The sequence below is a fragment of the Chromobacterium sp. LK11 genome, from assembly GCF_001043705.1.
In the GTDB taxonomy this organism is placed as follows: domain Bacteria; phylum Pseudomonadota; class Gammaproteobacteria; order Burkholderiales; family Chromobacteriaceae; genus Chromobacterium; species Chromobacterium alkanivorans.
Genome location: NZ_LDUR01000027.1, coordinates 37,680 through 51,175, shown reverse-complemented (window position 1 = coordinate 51,175; position 13,496 = coordinate 37,680). Strand labels below are relative to the sequence as shown.

Here is a 13,496-nt window from a genome sequence, read left to right as displayed (position 1 = left end):
TCCTACTTTCCCCACTGATTAGGCAGCACTATTACCGCACTCGTTGATGACTATCACCGTCGCGGTTGATGCAATGGGCGGTGACGTTGGCCTCAAGGTTACCGTCCCTGCATCGATCCAATTCCTGCAGAACCATCCCGACACCCGTTTGATTCTTGTTGGCGACCAGCCGGCCCTAGAGGCGGAACTGGACGCGCATCAAGGCGTCGCGCGTGAACGCATCCGCATCCAGCACGCCACCCAAGTGGTGGGCATGGATGAGGCGCCTCAGCTCGCCTTGAAGAACAAGAAAGATTCGTCGATGCGGGTGGCCATCAATCTGGTCAAAGAGGGCGAGGCTCAGGCCGCCGTGTCCGCCGGCAACACCGGCGCGCTGATGGCGACCGCGCGTTTCGTGCTCAAGACCATTCCCGGCATCGACCGTCCCGCCATCGCCAAAATGCTGCCCACCGTCAAGGGCTCGTCTTGCGTGCTGGATTTGGGCGCCAACGTCGATTGCACCCCGGAACAACTGTTGCAGTTCGGCATCATGGGGTCCGAACTGGTGGTGTGCCTCAGCGGCAACGCCAGTCCCAGCGTCGGCCTGCTGAACATCGGCTCGGAAGACATCAAGGGCAACGACAACATCAAGAAGACCGCAGAACTGCTGCGCCAGTCCGAACTCAATTTCCACGGCAACGTGGAGGGCGACGACATCTGTAAAGGCACGGTGGATGTGGTAGTCTGCGACGGTTTCACCGGCAACGTGGCTTTGAAGACAGCTGAGGGGCTGGCTCACATGTTCGCCGTGTTCCTGCGCGAAGAGTTTGGCCGTAGTTGGTGGACGCGTTTGTGCGCGTTGGCCGCGCTGCCGGTGCTAAAACTGTTCAAGAAGCGCATCGATCCCCGTCGCTACAACGGCGCCAGCTTGCTGGGGCTGCGCGGCATCGTGGTGAAAAGCCACGGCGGGACCGATGTCACAGGATTCCGTTACGCGCTGGAGCAGGCTTGCGAGGAAGCCGGCTCCGACGTGATTGGTCACATCGCCGACCGGATTGCGCACCAATTAAACAATCTCAAGCAGTCCGAGGCGGAAGCGAACTGACAACCATGGGCTATTCCCGCATTCTAGGCACCGGCAGCTTTCTGCCCGAGCAGGTGCTCACCAATGCGCAGTTGGCCGAACGCGTGGATACCAGCGACGAGTGGATAGTCTCGCGCACCGGCATCCACGCGCGCCATATTGCCGCAGAAGAACACAAAACCAGCGATCTCGCGCTCAAGGCGGCGGAAGCCGCTATCCAGAGCGCGGGCATCGACAAGCGCGAGATCGATCTGATCATCGTCGCCACCACCACGCCCGACATGGTCTTCCCCAGCACCGCCTGTCTGTTGCAGGAAAAGCTGGGCATTCCCGGCTGCGCGGCGTTCGACGTGCAGGCGGTGTGCGCCGGCTTCATGTTCGCGCTGGTGACCGCCAACAACTACATCAAGAGCGGCATGGCCCGCCGCGCCCTGGTGGTGGGCGCGGAAATCATGTCGCGGGTGCTGGACTGGGACGACCGCCGCACCTGCGTGCTGTTCGGCGACGGCGCCGGCGCGGTGATTCTCGGCGACTCCGAGGAGCCGGGCATCCTGCACGCCAAGCTGGCGGCGGACGGCCGCTACAAGGACATTCTCAACACCCCGGCCCAGATTTCCGGCGGCAAGATCCAGGGCATGCCCTATCTGCACATGGACGGCCCGGCGGTGTTCAAATTCGCGGTCAAGGCCTTGTCCGACATCGCCGCCAAGACGCTGGCGGAAGCCGGCGTCGACAAGAGCGAAGTGGACTGGCTGGTGCCGCATCAGGCCAATCTGCGCATCATCGAATCCACCGCCAAGCATTTGGGCTTGCCGATGGAACGGGTGATCGTCACATTGCCGCAACAGGGCAATACTTCCGCCGCGTCGATTCCGCTGGCCTTGGACTGCGCGGTGCGCGACGGGCGCATTCGTCCAGGCCAGACCGTATTGCTGGAAGGCATAGGCGGCGGTTTCGCCTGGGGCGCTGTATTGTTGAAGATCTGATCCAAACATTGGCGCGCAAGCCGCCGACGGCTGACCGTGAGGTCACTAGCCTCAGCGATATTTGATCGTTAGGCTTGGCAGACGTCGCCGGTTTGCGTCATTCTTGCGTCGAATTCTCAGGAGTCGACTATGGCGTTTGCATTTCTGTTCCCGGGCCAAGGCTCGCAAAGCTTGAAAATGATGGACGGCTTTGCCGACCTGCCCGTGGTGAAACACACTTTTGACGAAGCATCGGACGCCTTGAGCGTCGACCTGTGGGCGATGCTGCAGGCGGACTCGGCCGACGAGATCAACGCCACCGTCAACACCCAGCCCATCATGCTGGCCGCCGGCTACGCCACTTATCTGGCCTGGCAGGAGTTGAACGGCCGGCAGCCGACGCTGGTGGCCGGCCACAGCCTGGGCGAATACACCGCCCTGGTGGCGGCGGCGGCCTTGCCCTTCGCCGAAGCGGTGAAGCTGGTGCGCCTGCGCGCCGAGGCGATGCAGTCCGCGGTGCCGGTCGGCGTCGGCGCGATGGCCGCCATCCTGAACCTGTCCGACGAGGACATCCGCGCCGCCTGCGCGGAAGCGGCTCAGGGCGAAGTAGTGGAAGCGGTCAACTTCAATTCGCCTGGGCAGGTGGTGATCGCCGGCCATAAAGGGGCGGTGGAGCGGGCGATGGAGCAGTGCAAGGCCCGCGGCGCCAAGCGCGCGCTGCCCTTGCCGGTGTCGGTGCCTTCGCATTGCGCGCTGATGCGGCCGGCGGCGGAACAACTGGCCGCGGCGCTGGAGCAGGCGGACATCAGCGCGCCGGCCATCCCGGTGCTGCACAACGCCGACGTGGCCAGCTACAACGAGCCGGCGCAGATTCGCGACGCGCTGACCCGCCAGCTGTACATGCCGGTGCGCTGGACCGAAACCATCCAGAAGCTGGCCGCCGACGGCGTGACGCAGATGGCGGAATGCGGTCCGGGCAGAGTGCTGGCCGGCCTGGCCAAGCGCATCGACGGCAACGTCAAATGCCTGGCGCTGACCGATGTGGCGGCGCTGGAAGCCGCCCGCGGCGAACTGAACTGAATGCAATGCGGCCTCGCGAAGACGGGGCCGGGATAACGATAAGGAGACTGCAATGAGCCTGCAAGGCAAAGTGGCATTGGTCACCGGCGCGTCGCGCGGCATCGGCGCGGCGATCGCCGCGGCGCTGGCCGCCGAAGGGGCCGTGGTGATCGGCACCGCGACCAGCGAGGCCGGCGCAGCGAGCATCCACGAGCGTCTGTCCGCACAGGGCGGCGCCGGCCGGGTGTTGAATGTGACCGAGGCCGGCGCGATCGACGCGCTGGTCGAAGCCATCGAGAAAGAATTCGGCGCGATCGCGATCCTGGTCAATAATGCCGGCATCACCCGCGACGGCTTGCTGATGCGGATGAAGGACGAGGACTGGGACGACATCATGGACACCAATCTGAAATCGGTGTTCAAGGCGTCCAAGGCGGTGCTGCGCGGCATGATGAAGGCGCGCTTCGGCCGCATCATCAATATCGCCTCGGTGGTGGGCGTGTCCGGCAATCCGGGTCAGACCAACTACTCGGCGGCCAAGGCCGGCATCATCGGCTTCACCAAGTCGATGGCGCGCGAAGTGGGCAGCCGCAACATCACCGTCAATTGCGTGGCTCCCGGCTTCATCGACACCGACATGACCCGCGCGCTGCCGGAGGCGCAACGCGCGGCGCTGGTCGAACAGATCGCCCTGGGTCGCCTGGGCGACGCCAAGGATATCGCCGACGCCGCCGCGTTTTTGGCGTCGGATCGCGCTGGCTACATCACCGGCCAGACGCTGCATGTCAACGGCGGCATGTTGATGCCGTGAACGAGCTTGCGGCCCGCCTGGAGATTTAGGTAGGCTGCTCTAATTTTTTTTTGTAGAATACCGGGGTTTTGTTATCCCGAATCAGAAAGGTCAAGGGTTTAAACAAATGGAAAACATCGAAGCGCGCGTTAAGAAGATCGTTGCCGAACAACTGGGCGTGAACGAAGCCGAAGTGAAAATCGAATCTTCGTTCGTGGACGATCTGGGCGCCGACTCCCTCGACACCGTTGAGCTGGTAATGGCTCTGGAAGAAGAGTTCGAGTGCGAAATTCCGGATGAAGAGGCCGAGAAGATCACCACCGTTCAGCAAGCCGTCGACTACGTCACTGCCCACCTGAACAAGTAATTCCTTCCCTTTCGAGGGGTATTAGGACCTCTGCCCGGAGCCTTCTGGTCTCTTCGCAGAGGTCTTTTGCCAAGAGGATGCCAAACGCGCGTTTGATCCCTGCCAAACCGCAGGGCATCGCAATGCGCGGACGGTCTCGTGGGGGAGACTGCCCTCCCATTTCTCACGGAGATTCTTCGTGTCAAAACGCAGAGTTGTAGTAACCGGCCTGGGCCATGTGTCCCCGGTCGGCAATGATGTCGCCACCGGTTGGGCCAATTTGCTGGCCGGCAACAGCGGCATCGCCAAGATTACCCGTTTCGACGCCAGCGACATGGCTTGCCAGATCGCCGGCGAAGTGAAGGGCTTTGAGATCAGCGACTATATTTCGCCGAAGGAGGCCCGCCGCAACGACCTGTTCATTCACTACGGCATCGCCGCGGCCTTGCAGGCGGTGGCGGACGCGGGCCTGGACGACATTCCGAGCCTGGACAAGACCCGGGTCGGCGTCAACATCGGTTCCGGCATCGGCGGCCTGCCGCTGATCGAGGAAACCGGCGTGGCCTTGCAAGAAGGCGGCCCGCGCAAGATCGGTCCGTTCTTCATCCCGGGCTCGCTGATCAATCTGATCGCCGGCCAGGTCTCCATCCTGAAAGGTTATCAGGGTCCGACCTACGGCATCGTGTCCGCCTGCACCACCGGCGCGCACTGCATCGGCGACGCGGCGCGGATGATCCAGTACGGCGACGCCGACGTGATGGTGGCCGGCGGCGCCGAAGGCGCGGTTTCGCGGCTGGGCATCGGCGGCTTCGCCGCGATGAAGGCCTTGTCCACGCGCAACGACGACCCGGCCACGGCCTCGCGTCCCTGGGACAAGGGCCGCGATGGTTTCGTGATGGGCGAGGGCGCCGGCGTGCTGGTGCTGGAAGACTACGAGCACGCGGTCAAGCGCGGCGCGAAGATCTACGCCGAGCTGATAGGCTTCGGCATGAGTTCGGACGCGCACCACATCACGGCGCCCAGCGCCGAGGGCCCGGCGCGCGGCGTGAGCAACGCGCTGCGCGACGCCGGCGTCAACGCCGACCAGGTGCAGTACGTGAACGCTCACGGCACGTCCACGCCCTTGGGCGACGCCAACGAGACCACGGCGCTCAAGATGGCTTTCGGCGACCACGCCAAGAAATTGGTGGTCAACTCCACCAAGTCGATGACCGGCCACTTGCTGGGCGGCGCCGGCGGCGTAGAGGCGATCTACACCATTCTGGCGGTGCATAACCAAATCTCGCCGCCCACCATCAACCTGCACGATCAGGATGTGGAGGCCGGCTGCGATCTGGATTATGTGGCCAATACCGCGCGCGAGATGAAGATCGACATCGGCATCTCCAACTCCTTCGGTTTTGGCGGCACCAACGGCACGCTGGTGTTCAAGCGCGTCTGATCGCCGTCTTGTCGATTGACAGTCCGAACCGCTGCGCTACACTCGCAGCGGTTTTTCTTTGTTTTCACGTCGTCCGCCCTGAAAGCGGGCGGCAAGCTGCGCCGGGCTGCCGGCCCGGGACTTCTCGATGTTCACTCAGAAACTGGATTTTGCGCCGGACCTGCTGGCGATGCATGCGGCGGATCCGCAAACCTTTCCGTACTTGATGATGTCCTCCGGCGAGGCCGGCTGGGACCTGTTGCTGCTGGAAGAAGGGCGCGAGCTGTTTTACGCCGGCGAGGGCGGCGATTTCATGCGCCGCTTGGCGGAGTTCAAGCCGCAGCCGGTCGACAACCGCCATCAACTGCCCTTTGTCGGCGGGCATTTCCTTTACCTCGGCTACGACCTGCTGTCCGAGTTCGAGCCCAGCGTGGCCGAGGCGCTGCCGGACAGCTTTCCGCTGGCGGCGCTGGCGCGCACCCCGGCGGCGGTGCTGGTGGACCGCCGCGAGGGCTGCGGCTGGATCGTGGCGGAAAGCGCCGAATTGTGGCAGCGGGCCTTGAGCCTGGCCCAGGCGGCGCCGGCCTTCGCGCCGCGCCCGGTGGTGTTGCGGGATCTGGAGGAAGATCCGCCGCAGTGGTATACCGACGCGGTGGTTCGCCTCAAGCGCTACATCTACGAAGGCGATGTGTTCCAGGTGAATATTTCGCGCGGCTGGCGCGCCGAGCTGGAAACCGGCATCGCCGCGGCCGACCTGTTCTTCGCCCTGCGCCGCGCCAACCCGGCGCCGTTTTCCGCCTTGGCGGATTTCGGCGACGCGCAGATCGTCAGCTCGTCGCCGGAGCGGCTGGTGCGGGTGCGCGACGGCTGGGCGGAAACGCGGCCCATCGCCGGCACCCATCCGCGCTCGCCGGACCCGGCGGAAGACGCCGCCTTGAAGCAGCGGCTGATCTCCAGCGTCAAGGAGCGGGCCGAGCACGTGATGTTGATCGATCTGGAGCGCAACGACCTGGGCCGCATCTGCCAGCCCGGCAGCGTCGAGGTCAATGAATTGATGGCGGTGGCCAGCTACGCCTATGTCCATCACATCGAATCCAACGTCCGCGGCCGCCTGCGCCCCGGCGTCGGCCCGGCGGAAACGCTGCGCGCCTTGTTTCCCGGCGGCACCATCACCGGCTGTCCCAAGGTGCGCACCATGCAAATCATCCGCGAGCTGGAAAACAGCGCGCGCCGCGCCTATACCGGCAGCCTGGGCTATCTCAACCGCGACGGCAGCATGGACCTGAACATCCTGATCCGAACCTTCATGCAAGAGGGCGGCGCGCTGCGTTTTCGCGCCGGCGGCGGCATCGTCGCCGATTCCGACCCCGAGCGCGAACTGCAGGAAACCCGCCACAAGGCGCGGGGCCTGCTGCGGGCGCTGGGCGTGGAGCAGGCCTGATGGCGATGCTGATCAACGGCCGGCCCGACGATAGGATAGCCGCGGCGGATCGCGGCCTGGCCTACGGCGACGGCGTGTTCCGCACCCTGGAGCTGCTGAACGGCCGGCCGCGCTTGTGGACCTGGCAGTACGCGAGGCTGTGCGAGGACGCGCGCAGGCTGCGGCTGCCGCCGCCCGAGGAGGCTTTGCTGTTGGCCGAGTTGGCGGCGGCGGGCGAGGGCATGTCGCGCGCCGCGGCCAAGATCGTGCTGACCCGCGGCGCGGGCGCGCGCGGCTACGCGATGCCGGAGACGGCGTCGTGCACCCGCATCGTCAGCGCCGCGGCCTGGAACGGCTATCCGCGGGAGCGGGAGGAACAGGGCGTGACGGCGCGCTGGTGCGAAACCCGCCTGGCCTTGCAGCCGGCGCTGGCCGGGATCAAGCATTTGAACCGGCTGGAGAACGTGCTGGCGCGCTCGGAGTGGCAAGATCCCGCCATCGCCGAAGGCCTGATGCTGGACATGGAAGGCTGGGTGGCGGAAGGCACGATGAGCAATGTCTACCTACTGGAAGGCGAGGCGATCGTTACGCCCAGGCTGGACCGCTGCGGCGTCAACGGCGCGGTGCGGGATTGGTTGACCGCGCATTGTTTGGATATCGGACGCCCTTTTACTGAAACGCGACTTTCCGCGCGGCGCTTGATTGACGCCGATGCGGTGTTTCTCTCCAATAGCCTAATGGGTATCTGGCAGATTACCCGCTTGGGCGAACGCGGTTGGACTCCTCATCCGCTGCTGCGCGCCCTGCAACACAGCCTGTCGCTTCAAGCCTGAAGGCTGAAGCTTGGCGCCGGGAGGGCAGTTCCCGGCCCGCAGGCAGGCCTGCCCAGACCGCGTCTGTTCCCTTGTCCCATGCCGCCCTTGCCGGGCGGATCTCCATTCTTCCGACTGGCGCGCCGTGTCCGGACCGGGCATGGCGGCAAGCGCACGCGCGGATCGCGAACAACATTAGACCAAGCTCAGAGAGGTTGCCGTGAAATTGATCCTTAAACTACTGGCCGGCATGGCGGTTGGCCTGGCGCTGGGGCTATGGGCCCCCGACGGCCCGCTGGCCCTGCTGATGACTTTCAAAGCCCTGTTCGGGCAGTTCATCGGCTTCATGATTCCGCTGATCATCGTGTTCTACATCATGAGCGGCATCGCCGCGCTGGAGTCCAACTCCGGCAAGATGCTGGGCTGGACCGTGGGCCTGGCCTACTGCTCCACCATCCTGTCCGGACTGGCGGCTTTCGCCGTCGCTTCCGGCGCGCTGCCGTCGCTGATCGCCCAGGGCGTGCACGCCACCGACAAGCCGGCGGCGATCAAGGCCTTGTTCACCCTGGAGATCAAGCCGCTGTTCGACGTGATGACCGCCTTGATGCTGGCCTTCGTGTTCGGTCTCGGCATCGCCGTCACCCGCGCGCAGCGTCTCAAGGAAGTCGTGGACCAGGGCAAGGACATCGTGGAGCTGGTGCTGGCCAAGGTGCTGATTCCCTTGTTGCCGGCTTATATCGCCTGCGTCTTCGCCGAGATGGCGGCGGACGGCTCGGTGTTTTCCACGCTGAAAACTTTCGGCGTGGTGCTGGTGCTGGCCATCGCCATGCACTGGATCTGGCTGACCCTGCTGTACACGGTGACCGGTCTCGCCAGCGGCCGCAATCCCTGGTCCTTGATCCGCAATATGTTGCCGGCCTATCTGACCGCGCTGGGCACCATGTCGTCGGCGGCGACGATTCCGGTGGCGCTGCGTTCGGCCAAGCAGATGAAGGTGTCCGGCCCGGTGGCGGATTTCGTGATGCCGCTGTGCGCCACCATTCACCTGTGCGGTTCCACCATCACCCTGGTCACCTGCGCCACCGCGGTGATGCTGATGACGGCCGGCCTGGACGTGCCGAGTTGGGACGTGATGTTCCCCTTCATCCTGCTTCTGGGCGTGACCATGGTGGCGGCGCCGGGCGCGCCGGGCGGGGCGGTGATGTCGGCGCTGGGCATCCTGGCCAGCATGCTGCATTTCCCCGAAGCCAGCCTGGCTCTGATGATTGCGCTCTATCTGGCGCAGGACAGCTTCGGCACCGCCTGCAACGTCACCGGCGACGGCGTGATCGCGCTGTGGCTGGACCGCATCATGGGCCGGCCGGCGGAGGAGGCGGAAGCCAAGCCGGCTTCGCAGCAGGCCTGAATCCGATTCATAGATTTATGTGAACTATACAACGAGCATTTAATTATTTTTAGAGATAAAGAGAGCCATGTATATTGAGCGGGTCTTTCTGGCGCAGTAGAGCGCTGGCGGCTTCGGCGGCGCTGTCGCCGGGAAGCCGGCCTCTTTTTGTTTGCCGGTTCAACGGAACCGCATGCAGGTTTCTCTCGTATCCTGTTTGGGCCGAACGATGTTCGGCCCTTTTTCTTGTTTTGGTTTTCTTGGCGCATGCCGGGAGGCGCGATGTCGGCGATGGCGGAGTGTGAGGCGGCGGTTTGGGATCTGGGCGCGCAGCGCGTGCAGGCGGCCTTGCCGCAGCTGAATCAGATGCTGGCGCGGCACGGCTTCGAGGCGGAGCCCTTGTCCTGGCGCGAGGCGCGCGTGCGCGGCCGCCACGAGGACTGGCGTTTTCGCAGCGTGTTCCAGCCGGTGTACCGCTTGCAGGACGGCGAGCCTAAGCTGTGGTCGGTGGAAGCGCTGGCGCGGGTGTCGGACCGCTTTGGCGGCCAGCTGATCCCCACGGTGCTGTTCGCCGCGGAAACCACGCCGCGCCGCACCGTCTACGTGGACCGGCAGCTGCGCTGTCTGCATCTGCTCAATTTCCTGCTGCAGGCGCCGCCGCCGGGCCTGGTGCTGTCGCTCAACGTCAACGCCCAGCACCTGGTGAACGTCAGCGAGGCGCACGGACGGTTCTTCGCCGAGGCCTTGCAGCTGCTGGGCGTGGAGCCGCGCCATGTCTGCCTGGAAATCGTCGAGGACGCGGTCAGCGACCCAGTGCGGCTGCACGGCGCGGTGCAGCGCTATCGCGACCTCGGCTTCCTGATCTCCCTGGACGATTTTGGCCAGGGCGCGTCCAATCTGGAACGGGTGTGGCTGCTGGAGCCGGACTACGTCAAGCTGGACAAGGTGCTGATGCGGCGCGCGCTGATGCGTCCCGCGCTGCGCGACAAGCTGGCCGAGCTGGTGGCCATCCTGAAGCTGCACGGCGCCAAGGTGGTGGGCGAGGGCATAGAAAGCGAGATGCAGCTGGACATCGCCCGCGCCGCCGGCTGCGACTTCGTCCAGGGCTTCCATCTGGCGCGGCCGGCGGACAGCCTGAGCTGGCCTAGTTCTTAGAGCCTGTTCAAAGTCTCGCGAGCTAAGGCGAGGCAAGGCGAAAACAGCTGTCTTACAGTAGATGCGCATTTCGAAGCGCTACTCGCCGTGCAAGGTCTCACGACGCGCAGCGGAGCGTAAACAGGTTCTCAATTCAGCGGCTGAAACCACTCCTCATGACGACTCAGCGCCGCCAGCCCGCACTCGGCGCTGGCTTCCAGCCAGACGCGGCGGAAAACGTCGGCGTCGCTTATCCCCTCGTAGACTTCCATCCAGGTGCTGGCGTCGTCGCGGCGGCGCAGCAGGCGGCCGGCGACGCCGGTGCGCGTCAGCAGCGCGGACTGCAGCGTCCGCAGGCGGGCGAGCAGCGCCGCGTCGCCGGCGTCGGTCTTGAAATAGCAATACAAGCTGTGGCTCATTCCGGGCTCCTTGGGTGGGGCGGACGCCATCGCGCCGCAACAGCATGGTTGTCAGCCATCGTTAGGCAGGTATGATAGCTGTTCTGTGTTCCAAGGCCATGGATAGAGGAGAAGCGGTGCAGCAAGGGATGGATACCCTGGTGGTGGTGGGCGTCGGCCTGATCGGCGGCTCTTTCGCCTTGTCGCTGAAGCGCGCGGGCTTGGCGCGGCATGTGATCGGCGTTGGACGCACCCGGGAAAACCTGGAGCGGGCGCTGGAGCTGGGCGTGGTGGACGAGATCAGCCAGGATCTGGCTGAGGTGGCCGAACGCGCCGATCTGGTGCTGCTGGCTTCACCGGTAGGCCAGATGGGCGCGCTGATGGCGGCGATGGCGCCGCGGCTGCGGCCGGAGGCGGTGGTTACCGACGCCGGCAGCACCAAGGGCGACGTGGTGGAGTTGTACCGTCGGCATTTGCCGAAGCAACTGGCGCATTGCGTGCCGGCCCACCCCATTGCCGGCTCCGATCTGTCCGGCGCCACCGCCGCGCAGTACGGTTTGTACGAAAACCGCAAAGTGGTGCTGACGCCCTTGCCGGAGACGCAGCCTGCCGTCGCCGAGCGAGTGGCGGCGCTGTGGCGCGCCTGCGGCGCGGAAATCCATCAGATGACGGCAGAGGAGCACGACGCGGTGTTCGCCACCGTCAGCCACCTGCCGCACTTGCTGGCCTTCGCCTATGTGGACATGGTGGCGGGCAAGGCCGACGCCGAGCGTTGCTTCGATTTCGCCGCCACCGGTTTTCGCGATTTCACCCGCATCGCCGGCAGCCATCCGGAAATGTGGACCGACATCAGCCTGGCCAACCGCGAGGCGCTGTTGGAGGAGCTGGACCGCTACCGCGCCGGGCTGGACCAATTGCGCCAGCTGCTGGCGGCCGGCGACGGCGAGCGGCTGGCGGAACGCTTCGGCGCGGCGCGCGGCGCGCGCACGCGCTGGCATCAGCAATTCATGCGCAAGGGCTGAACATGGACGGCAAAGTGGTGTTGATCACCGGCGCGTCGCGCGGCATAGGCGCGGTGACCGCGCGTCTGGCGGCGGCGGAGGGCTGGCGCGTCGCCGTCAATTACCGCAGCGACCGGGCCGGAGCGGAGGCGGTGGCGGCCGAGCTGCAGAGCGCGGGCGCCGATGCCGCCGTGTTTTGCGCCGACGTCGCGCTGGAGGCGGAAATCGTTAGCTTGTTCGACGCGGTGGCGGCGCATTACGGCCGCCTCGACGCCTTGGTCAACAATGCCGCCGTCACCGCGCCGATAGGGCGGCTGGAGGACTATTCGGCGGAACGGGTGGAGCGGGTGCTGCGCAGCAATGTGCTGGGCCCCATTCTCTGCTGCCGCGAGGCGGTGCGCCGGATGTCCACCCGTCGCGGCGGCGCAGGCGGAGCCATCGTCAACGTTTCTTCCGCCGCGTCGCGGCTGGGCTCGGCCGGCGAGTACGTCGACTACGCCGCCAGCAAGGGCGCGATCGATACCCTGACCCTGGGCCTGGCGCGCGAGGTGGCCGCCGAAGGCGTCCGCGTCAACGCGGTGCGCCCGGGCCTGATCCATACCGGCATTCATGCCGCCAGCGGCGAGCCCGGCCGGGTGGAGCGTCTGGCCGGCAGCGTGCCGATGGGGCGCGGCGGCGAGGCCGAGGAAGTGGCCGCCGCCATCGTTTGGCTGTTGTCCGACGCCAGCTCCTTTTGCACCGGCAGCCTGCTGGACGTCAGCGGCGGTCGCTGAGCCAGCGCTCGCGCATCAAGTTCAGAAACTGGGTCACCAGCGGCGCGTCTTCGTCCTGACGGGTGGCCAGCCCCATCGCCAGATACGCGCCTTCGTCCAGCAGCGGCACATAGCGCACGCCGGGCAGCCGCACGCATTCCAGCGGCGAAGGCAGGATGGCGATGCCGAGTCCGGCGGCCACCAGGCCAATCTGGGTGATCGCTTCGCCTGCCTCCTGCCGCGGCCGCCAATCCATGTCTTGGCGGCGCGCCAGTTCGCGCAGCACCGTGTTCAAGCCGGTGCCGGCCTCCTGGGGGTAGCCGATCAGGCTTTCCCCGCGCAATTGCTCCAGCCGCAGCGCCGGCTGGCCGGCCAGGGCATGGTCGGCGCTGATCACCACCCGCAGCGCGTCTCGCTGCAATTCCACCACCGCGATGTCCGCCATGAGCTCCAGGCCGCTGAAGCGCACGAAGCCTATGTCCAGCCGCCGTTGCTGCAAAGCCTGGTATTGGTCGGCGGTGAACATCTCGCGCAGTTTGAGCCGCACTTCAGGAAAGCGCTGGCGGTAGTCGTGCAGGCCGGCGTGCAGGATGGGGGACAGGGGCAGCGAGGAAGTGAAGCCTATGCTCAGCTCGCCGATCTCGCCGCGCGCGGCGCGCCGGGCTTCCATCGCGGCCAATTCCGCGTCGGCGAGAATGCGCTGGGCGCGGCCCAGGAATTGGCGGCCGGCCTCGGTCAGCTCCACCTTGCGCTGGTGGCGGCGCAGCAGCCGCACGCCCAATTCCGCTTCCAGCGCCTGGATCTGCTGGCTGAGCGGGGGCTGGCCGATGTGCAAGCGCTGGGCGGCGCGCGTGAAGTGCAGCTCTTCGGCCACGGCGACGAAGTAGCGCAGATGGCGTAGTTCCATAATTGATATTTTAAACGTATCAAATGATGGGTAAATATATATTGG

General features: G+C 65.5%; 14 protein-coding genes. 12 read left to right on the top strand and 2 right to left on the bottom strand.

The window, feature by feature from the left end; genetic code table 11:
* The first annotated feature begins 46 nt into the window (after window positions 1-46).
* The 10 genes from plsX (at window position 47) to VK98_RS15870 (ending at window position 10,414) form a co-directional block, all read left to right on the top strand.
* Window positions 47-1,084, top strand: a complete 1,038-nt coding sequence (plsX, locus tag VK98_RS15915) for a phosphate acyltransferase PlsX (protein ID WP_048414979.1) — start codon at window positions 47-49, stop codon at window positions 1,082-1,084.
* A 5-nt stretch (window positions 1,085-1,089) separates the two neighbouring features.
* Window positions 1,090-2,049 carry a beta-ketoacyl-ACP synthase III gene (locus tag VK98_RS15910; RefSeq protein WP_048414978.1) on the top strand — a complete coding sequence of 320 codons (960 nt, stop codon included), beginning with the start codon at window positions 1,090-1,092 and terminating at the stop codon, window positions 2,047-2,049.
* Window positions 2,050-2,178: 129 nt separating this feature from the next.
* Window positions 2,179-3,108, top strand: a complete 930-nt coding sequence (gene fabD, locus VK98_RS15905) for an ACP S-malonyltransferase (RefSeq protein ID WP_048414977.1) — start codon at window positions 2,179-2,181, stop codon at window positions 3,106-3,108.
* A 52-nt stretch (window positions 3,109-3,160) separates the two neighbouring features.
* Window positions 3,161-3,898, top strand: a complete 738-nt coding sequence (fabG, locus tag VK98_RS15900) for a 3-oxoacyl-ACP reductase FabG (RefSeq protein ID WP_048414976.1) — start codon at window positions 3,161-3,163, stop codon at window positions 3,896-3,898.
* 106 nt (window positions 3,899-4,004) lie between these two features.
* Window positions 4,005-4,244, top strand: coding sequence for an acyl carrier protein (gene acpP, locus VK98_RS15895; RefSeq protein ID WP_019103041.1), 240 nt, complete (start codon window positions 4,005-4,007; stop codon window positions 4,242-4,244).
* A 178-nt stretch (window positions 4,245-4,422) separates the two neighbouring features.
* Entirely contained in the window at window positions 4,423-5,664 is a 1,242-nt protein-coding gene (gene fabF / locus VK98_RS15890; RefSeq protein ID WP_048414975.1) for a beta-ketoacyl-ACP synthase II, read from the top strand.
* 127 nt (window positions 5,665-5,791) lie between these two features.
* Window positions 5,792-7,084: an aminodeoxychorismate synthase component I gene (locus tag VK98_RS15885; RefSeq protein ID WP_048414974.1), complete on the top strand. Its 1,293-nt coding sequence runs from the start codon at window positions 5,792-5,794 to the stop codon at window positions 7,082-7,084.
* Window positions 7,084-7,896 (top strand): aminodeoxychorismate lyase, encoded by an 813-nt coding sequence (pabC, locus tag VK98_RS15880; protein WP_048414973.1) that lies wholly within the window; start codon window positions 7,084-7,086, stop codon window positions 7,894-7,896. The genes VK98_RS15885 and pabC overlap by 1 nt, the downstream gene beginning before the upstream one ends.
* A 199-nt stretch (window positions 7,897-8,095) precedes the next feature.
* Window positions 8,096-9,280 (top strand): dicarboxylate/amino acid:cation symporter, encoded by a 1,185-nt coding sequence (locus VK98_RS15875; RefSeq protein WP_048414972.1) that lies wholly within the window; start codon window positions 8,096-8,098, stop codon window positions 9,278-9,280.
* 261 nt (window positions 9,281-9,541) lie between these two features.
* Window positions 9,542-10,414, top strand: coding sequence for an EAL domain-containing protein (locus VK98_RS15870; protein ID WP_053077424.1), 873 nt, complete (start codon window positions 9,542-9,544; stop codon window positions 10,412-10,414).
* A 128-nt stretch (window positions 10,415-10,542) separates the two neighbouring features.
* On the opposite strand, the gene VK98_RS15865 is transcribed toward VK98_RS15870, so the two are convergent.
* Window positions 10,543-10,812: a DUF4936 family protein gene (locus VK98_RS15865; RefSeq protein WP_048414971.1), complete on the bottom strand. Its 270-nt coding sequence runs from the start codon at window positions 10,810-10,812 to the stop codon at window positions 10,543-10,545.
* A gap of 98 nt (window positions 10,813-10,910) precedes the next feature.
* On the opposite strand from VK98_RS15865, the gene VK98_RS15860 reads away from it, so the two are divergent.
* The gene (locus VK98_RS15860; protein ID WP_197083072.1) at window positions 10,911-11,813 is read left to right on the top strand and encodes a prephenate dehydrogenase/arogenate dehydrogenase family protein; all 903 of its coding nucleotides are present in this window, start codon (window positions 10,911-10,913) and stop codon (window positions 11,811-11,813) included.
* A 2-nt stretch (window positions 11,814-11,815) separates the two neighbouring features.
* Window positions 11,816-12,565, top strand: a complete 750-nt coding sequence (locus VK98_RS15855; RefSeq protein ID WP_048414969.1) for an SDR family oxidoreductase — start codon at window positions 11,816-11,818, stop codon at window positions 12,563-12,565.
* On the opposite strand, the gene VK98_RS15850 is transcribed toward VK98_RS15855, so the two are convergent.
* Window positions 12,549-13,451 (bottom strand): LysR family transcriptional regulator, encoded by a 903-nt coding sequence (locus VK98_RS15850; protein WP_048414968.1) that lies wholly within the window; start codon window positions 13,449-13,451, stop codon window positions 12,549-12,551. The genes VK98_RS15855 and VK98_RS15850 overlap by 17 nt on opposite strands.
* Between the last annotated feature and the right edge of the window lie 45 nt (window positions 13,452-13,496).

What these genes read in the sequence shown, in the direction of transcription:
- VK98_RS15870 (WP_053077424.1), top strand. Translation starts at nt 9,542, where the DNA reads ATGTCGGCGATGGCGGAGTGTGAGGCGGCGGTTTGGGATCTGGGCGCG.
- VK98_RS15860 (WP_197083072.1), top strand. Translation starts at nt 10,911, where the DNA reads ATGGATAGAGGAGAAGCGGTGCAGCAAGGGATGGATACCCTGGTGGTG.
- VK98_RS15855 (WP_048414969.1), top strand. Translation starts at nt 11,816, where the DNA reads ATGGACGGCAAAGTGGTGTTGATCACCGGCGCGTCGCGCGGCATAGGC.
- acpP (WP_019103041.1), top strand. Translation starts at nt 4,005, where the DNA reads ATGGAAAACATCGAAGCGCGCGTTAAGAAGATCGTTGCCGAACAACTG.
- VK98_RS15850 (WP_048414968.1), bottom strand. Translation starts at nt 13,451, where the DNA reads ATGGAACTACGCCATCTGCGCTACTTCGTCGCCGTGGCCGAAGAGCTG.
- plsX (WP_048414979.1), top strand. Translation starts at nt 47, where the DNA reads ATGACTATCACCGTCGCGGTTGATGCAATGGGCGGTGACGTTGGCCTC.
- pabC (WP_048414973.1), top strand. Translation starts at nt 7,084, where the DNA reads ATGGCGATGCTGATCAACGGCCGGCCCGACGATAGGATAGCCGCGGCG.
- VK98_RS15910 (WP_048414978.1), top strand. Translation starts at nt 1,090, where the DNA reads ATGGGCTATTCCCGCATTCTAGGCACCGGCAGCTTTCTGCCCGAGCAG.
- VK98_RS15865 (WP_048414971.1), bottom strand. Translation starts at nt 10,812, where the DNA reads ATGAGCCACAGCTTGTATTGCTATTTCAAGACCGACGCCGGCGACGCG.
- fabD (WP_048414977.1), top strand. Translation starts at nt 2,179, where the DNA reads ATGGCGTTTGCATTTCTGTTCCCGGGCCAAGGCTCGCAAAGCTTGAAA.
- fabG (WP_048414976.1), top strand. Translation starts at nt 3,161, where the DNA reads ATGAGCCTGCAAGGCAAAGTGGCATTGGTCACCGGCGCGTCGCGCGGC.
- VK98_RS15885 (WP_048414974.1), top strand. Translation starts at nt 5,792, where the DNA reads ATGTTCACTCAGAAACTGGATTTTGCGCCGGACCTGCTGGCGATGCAT.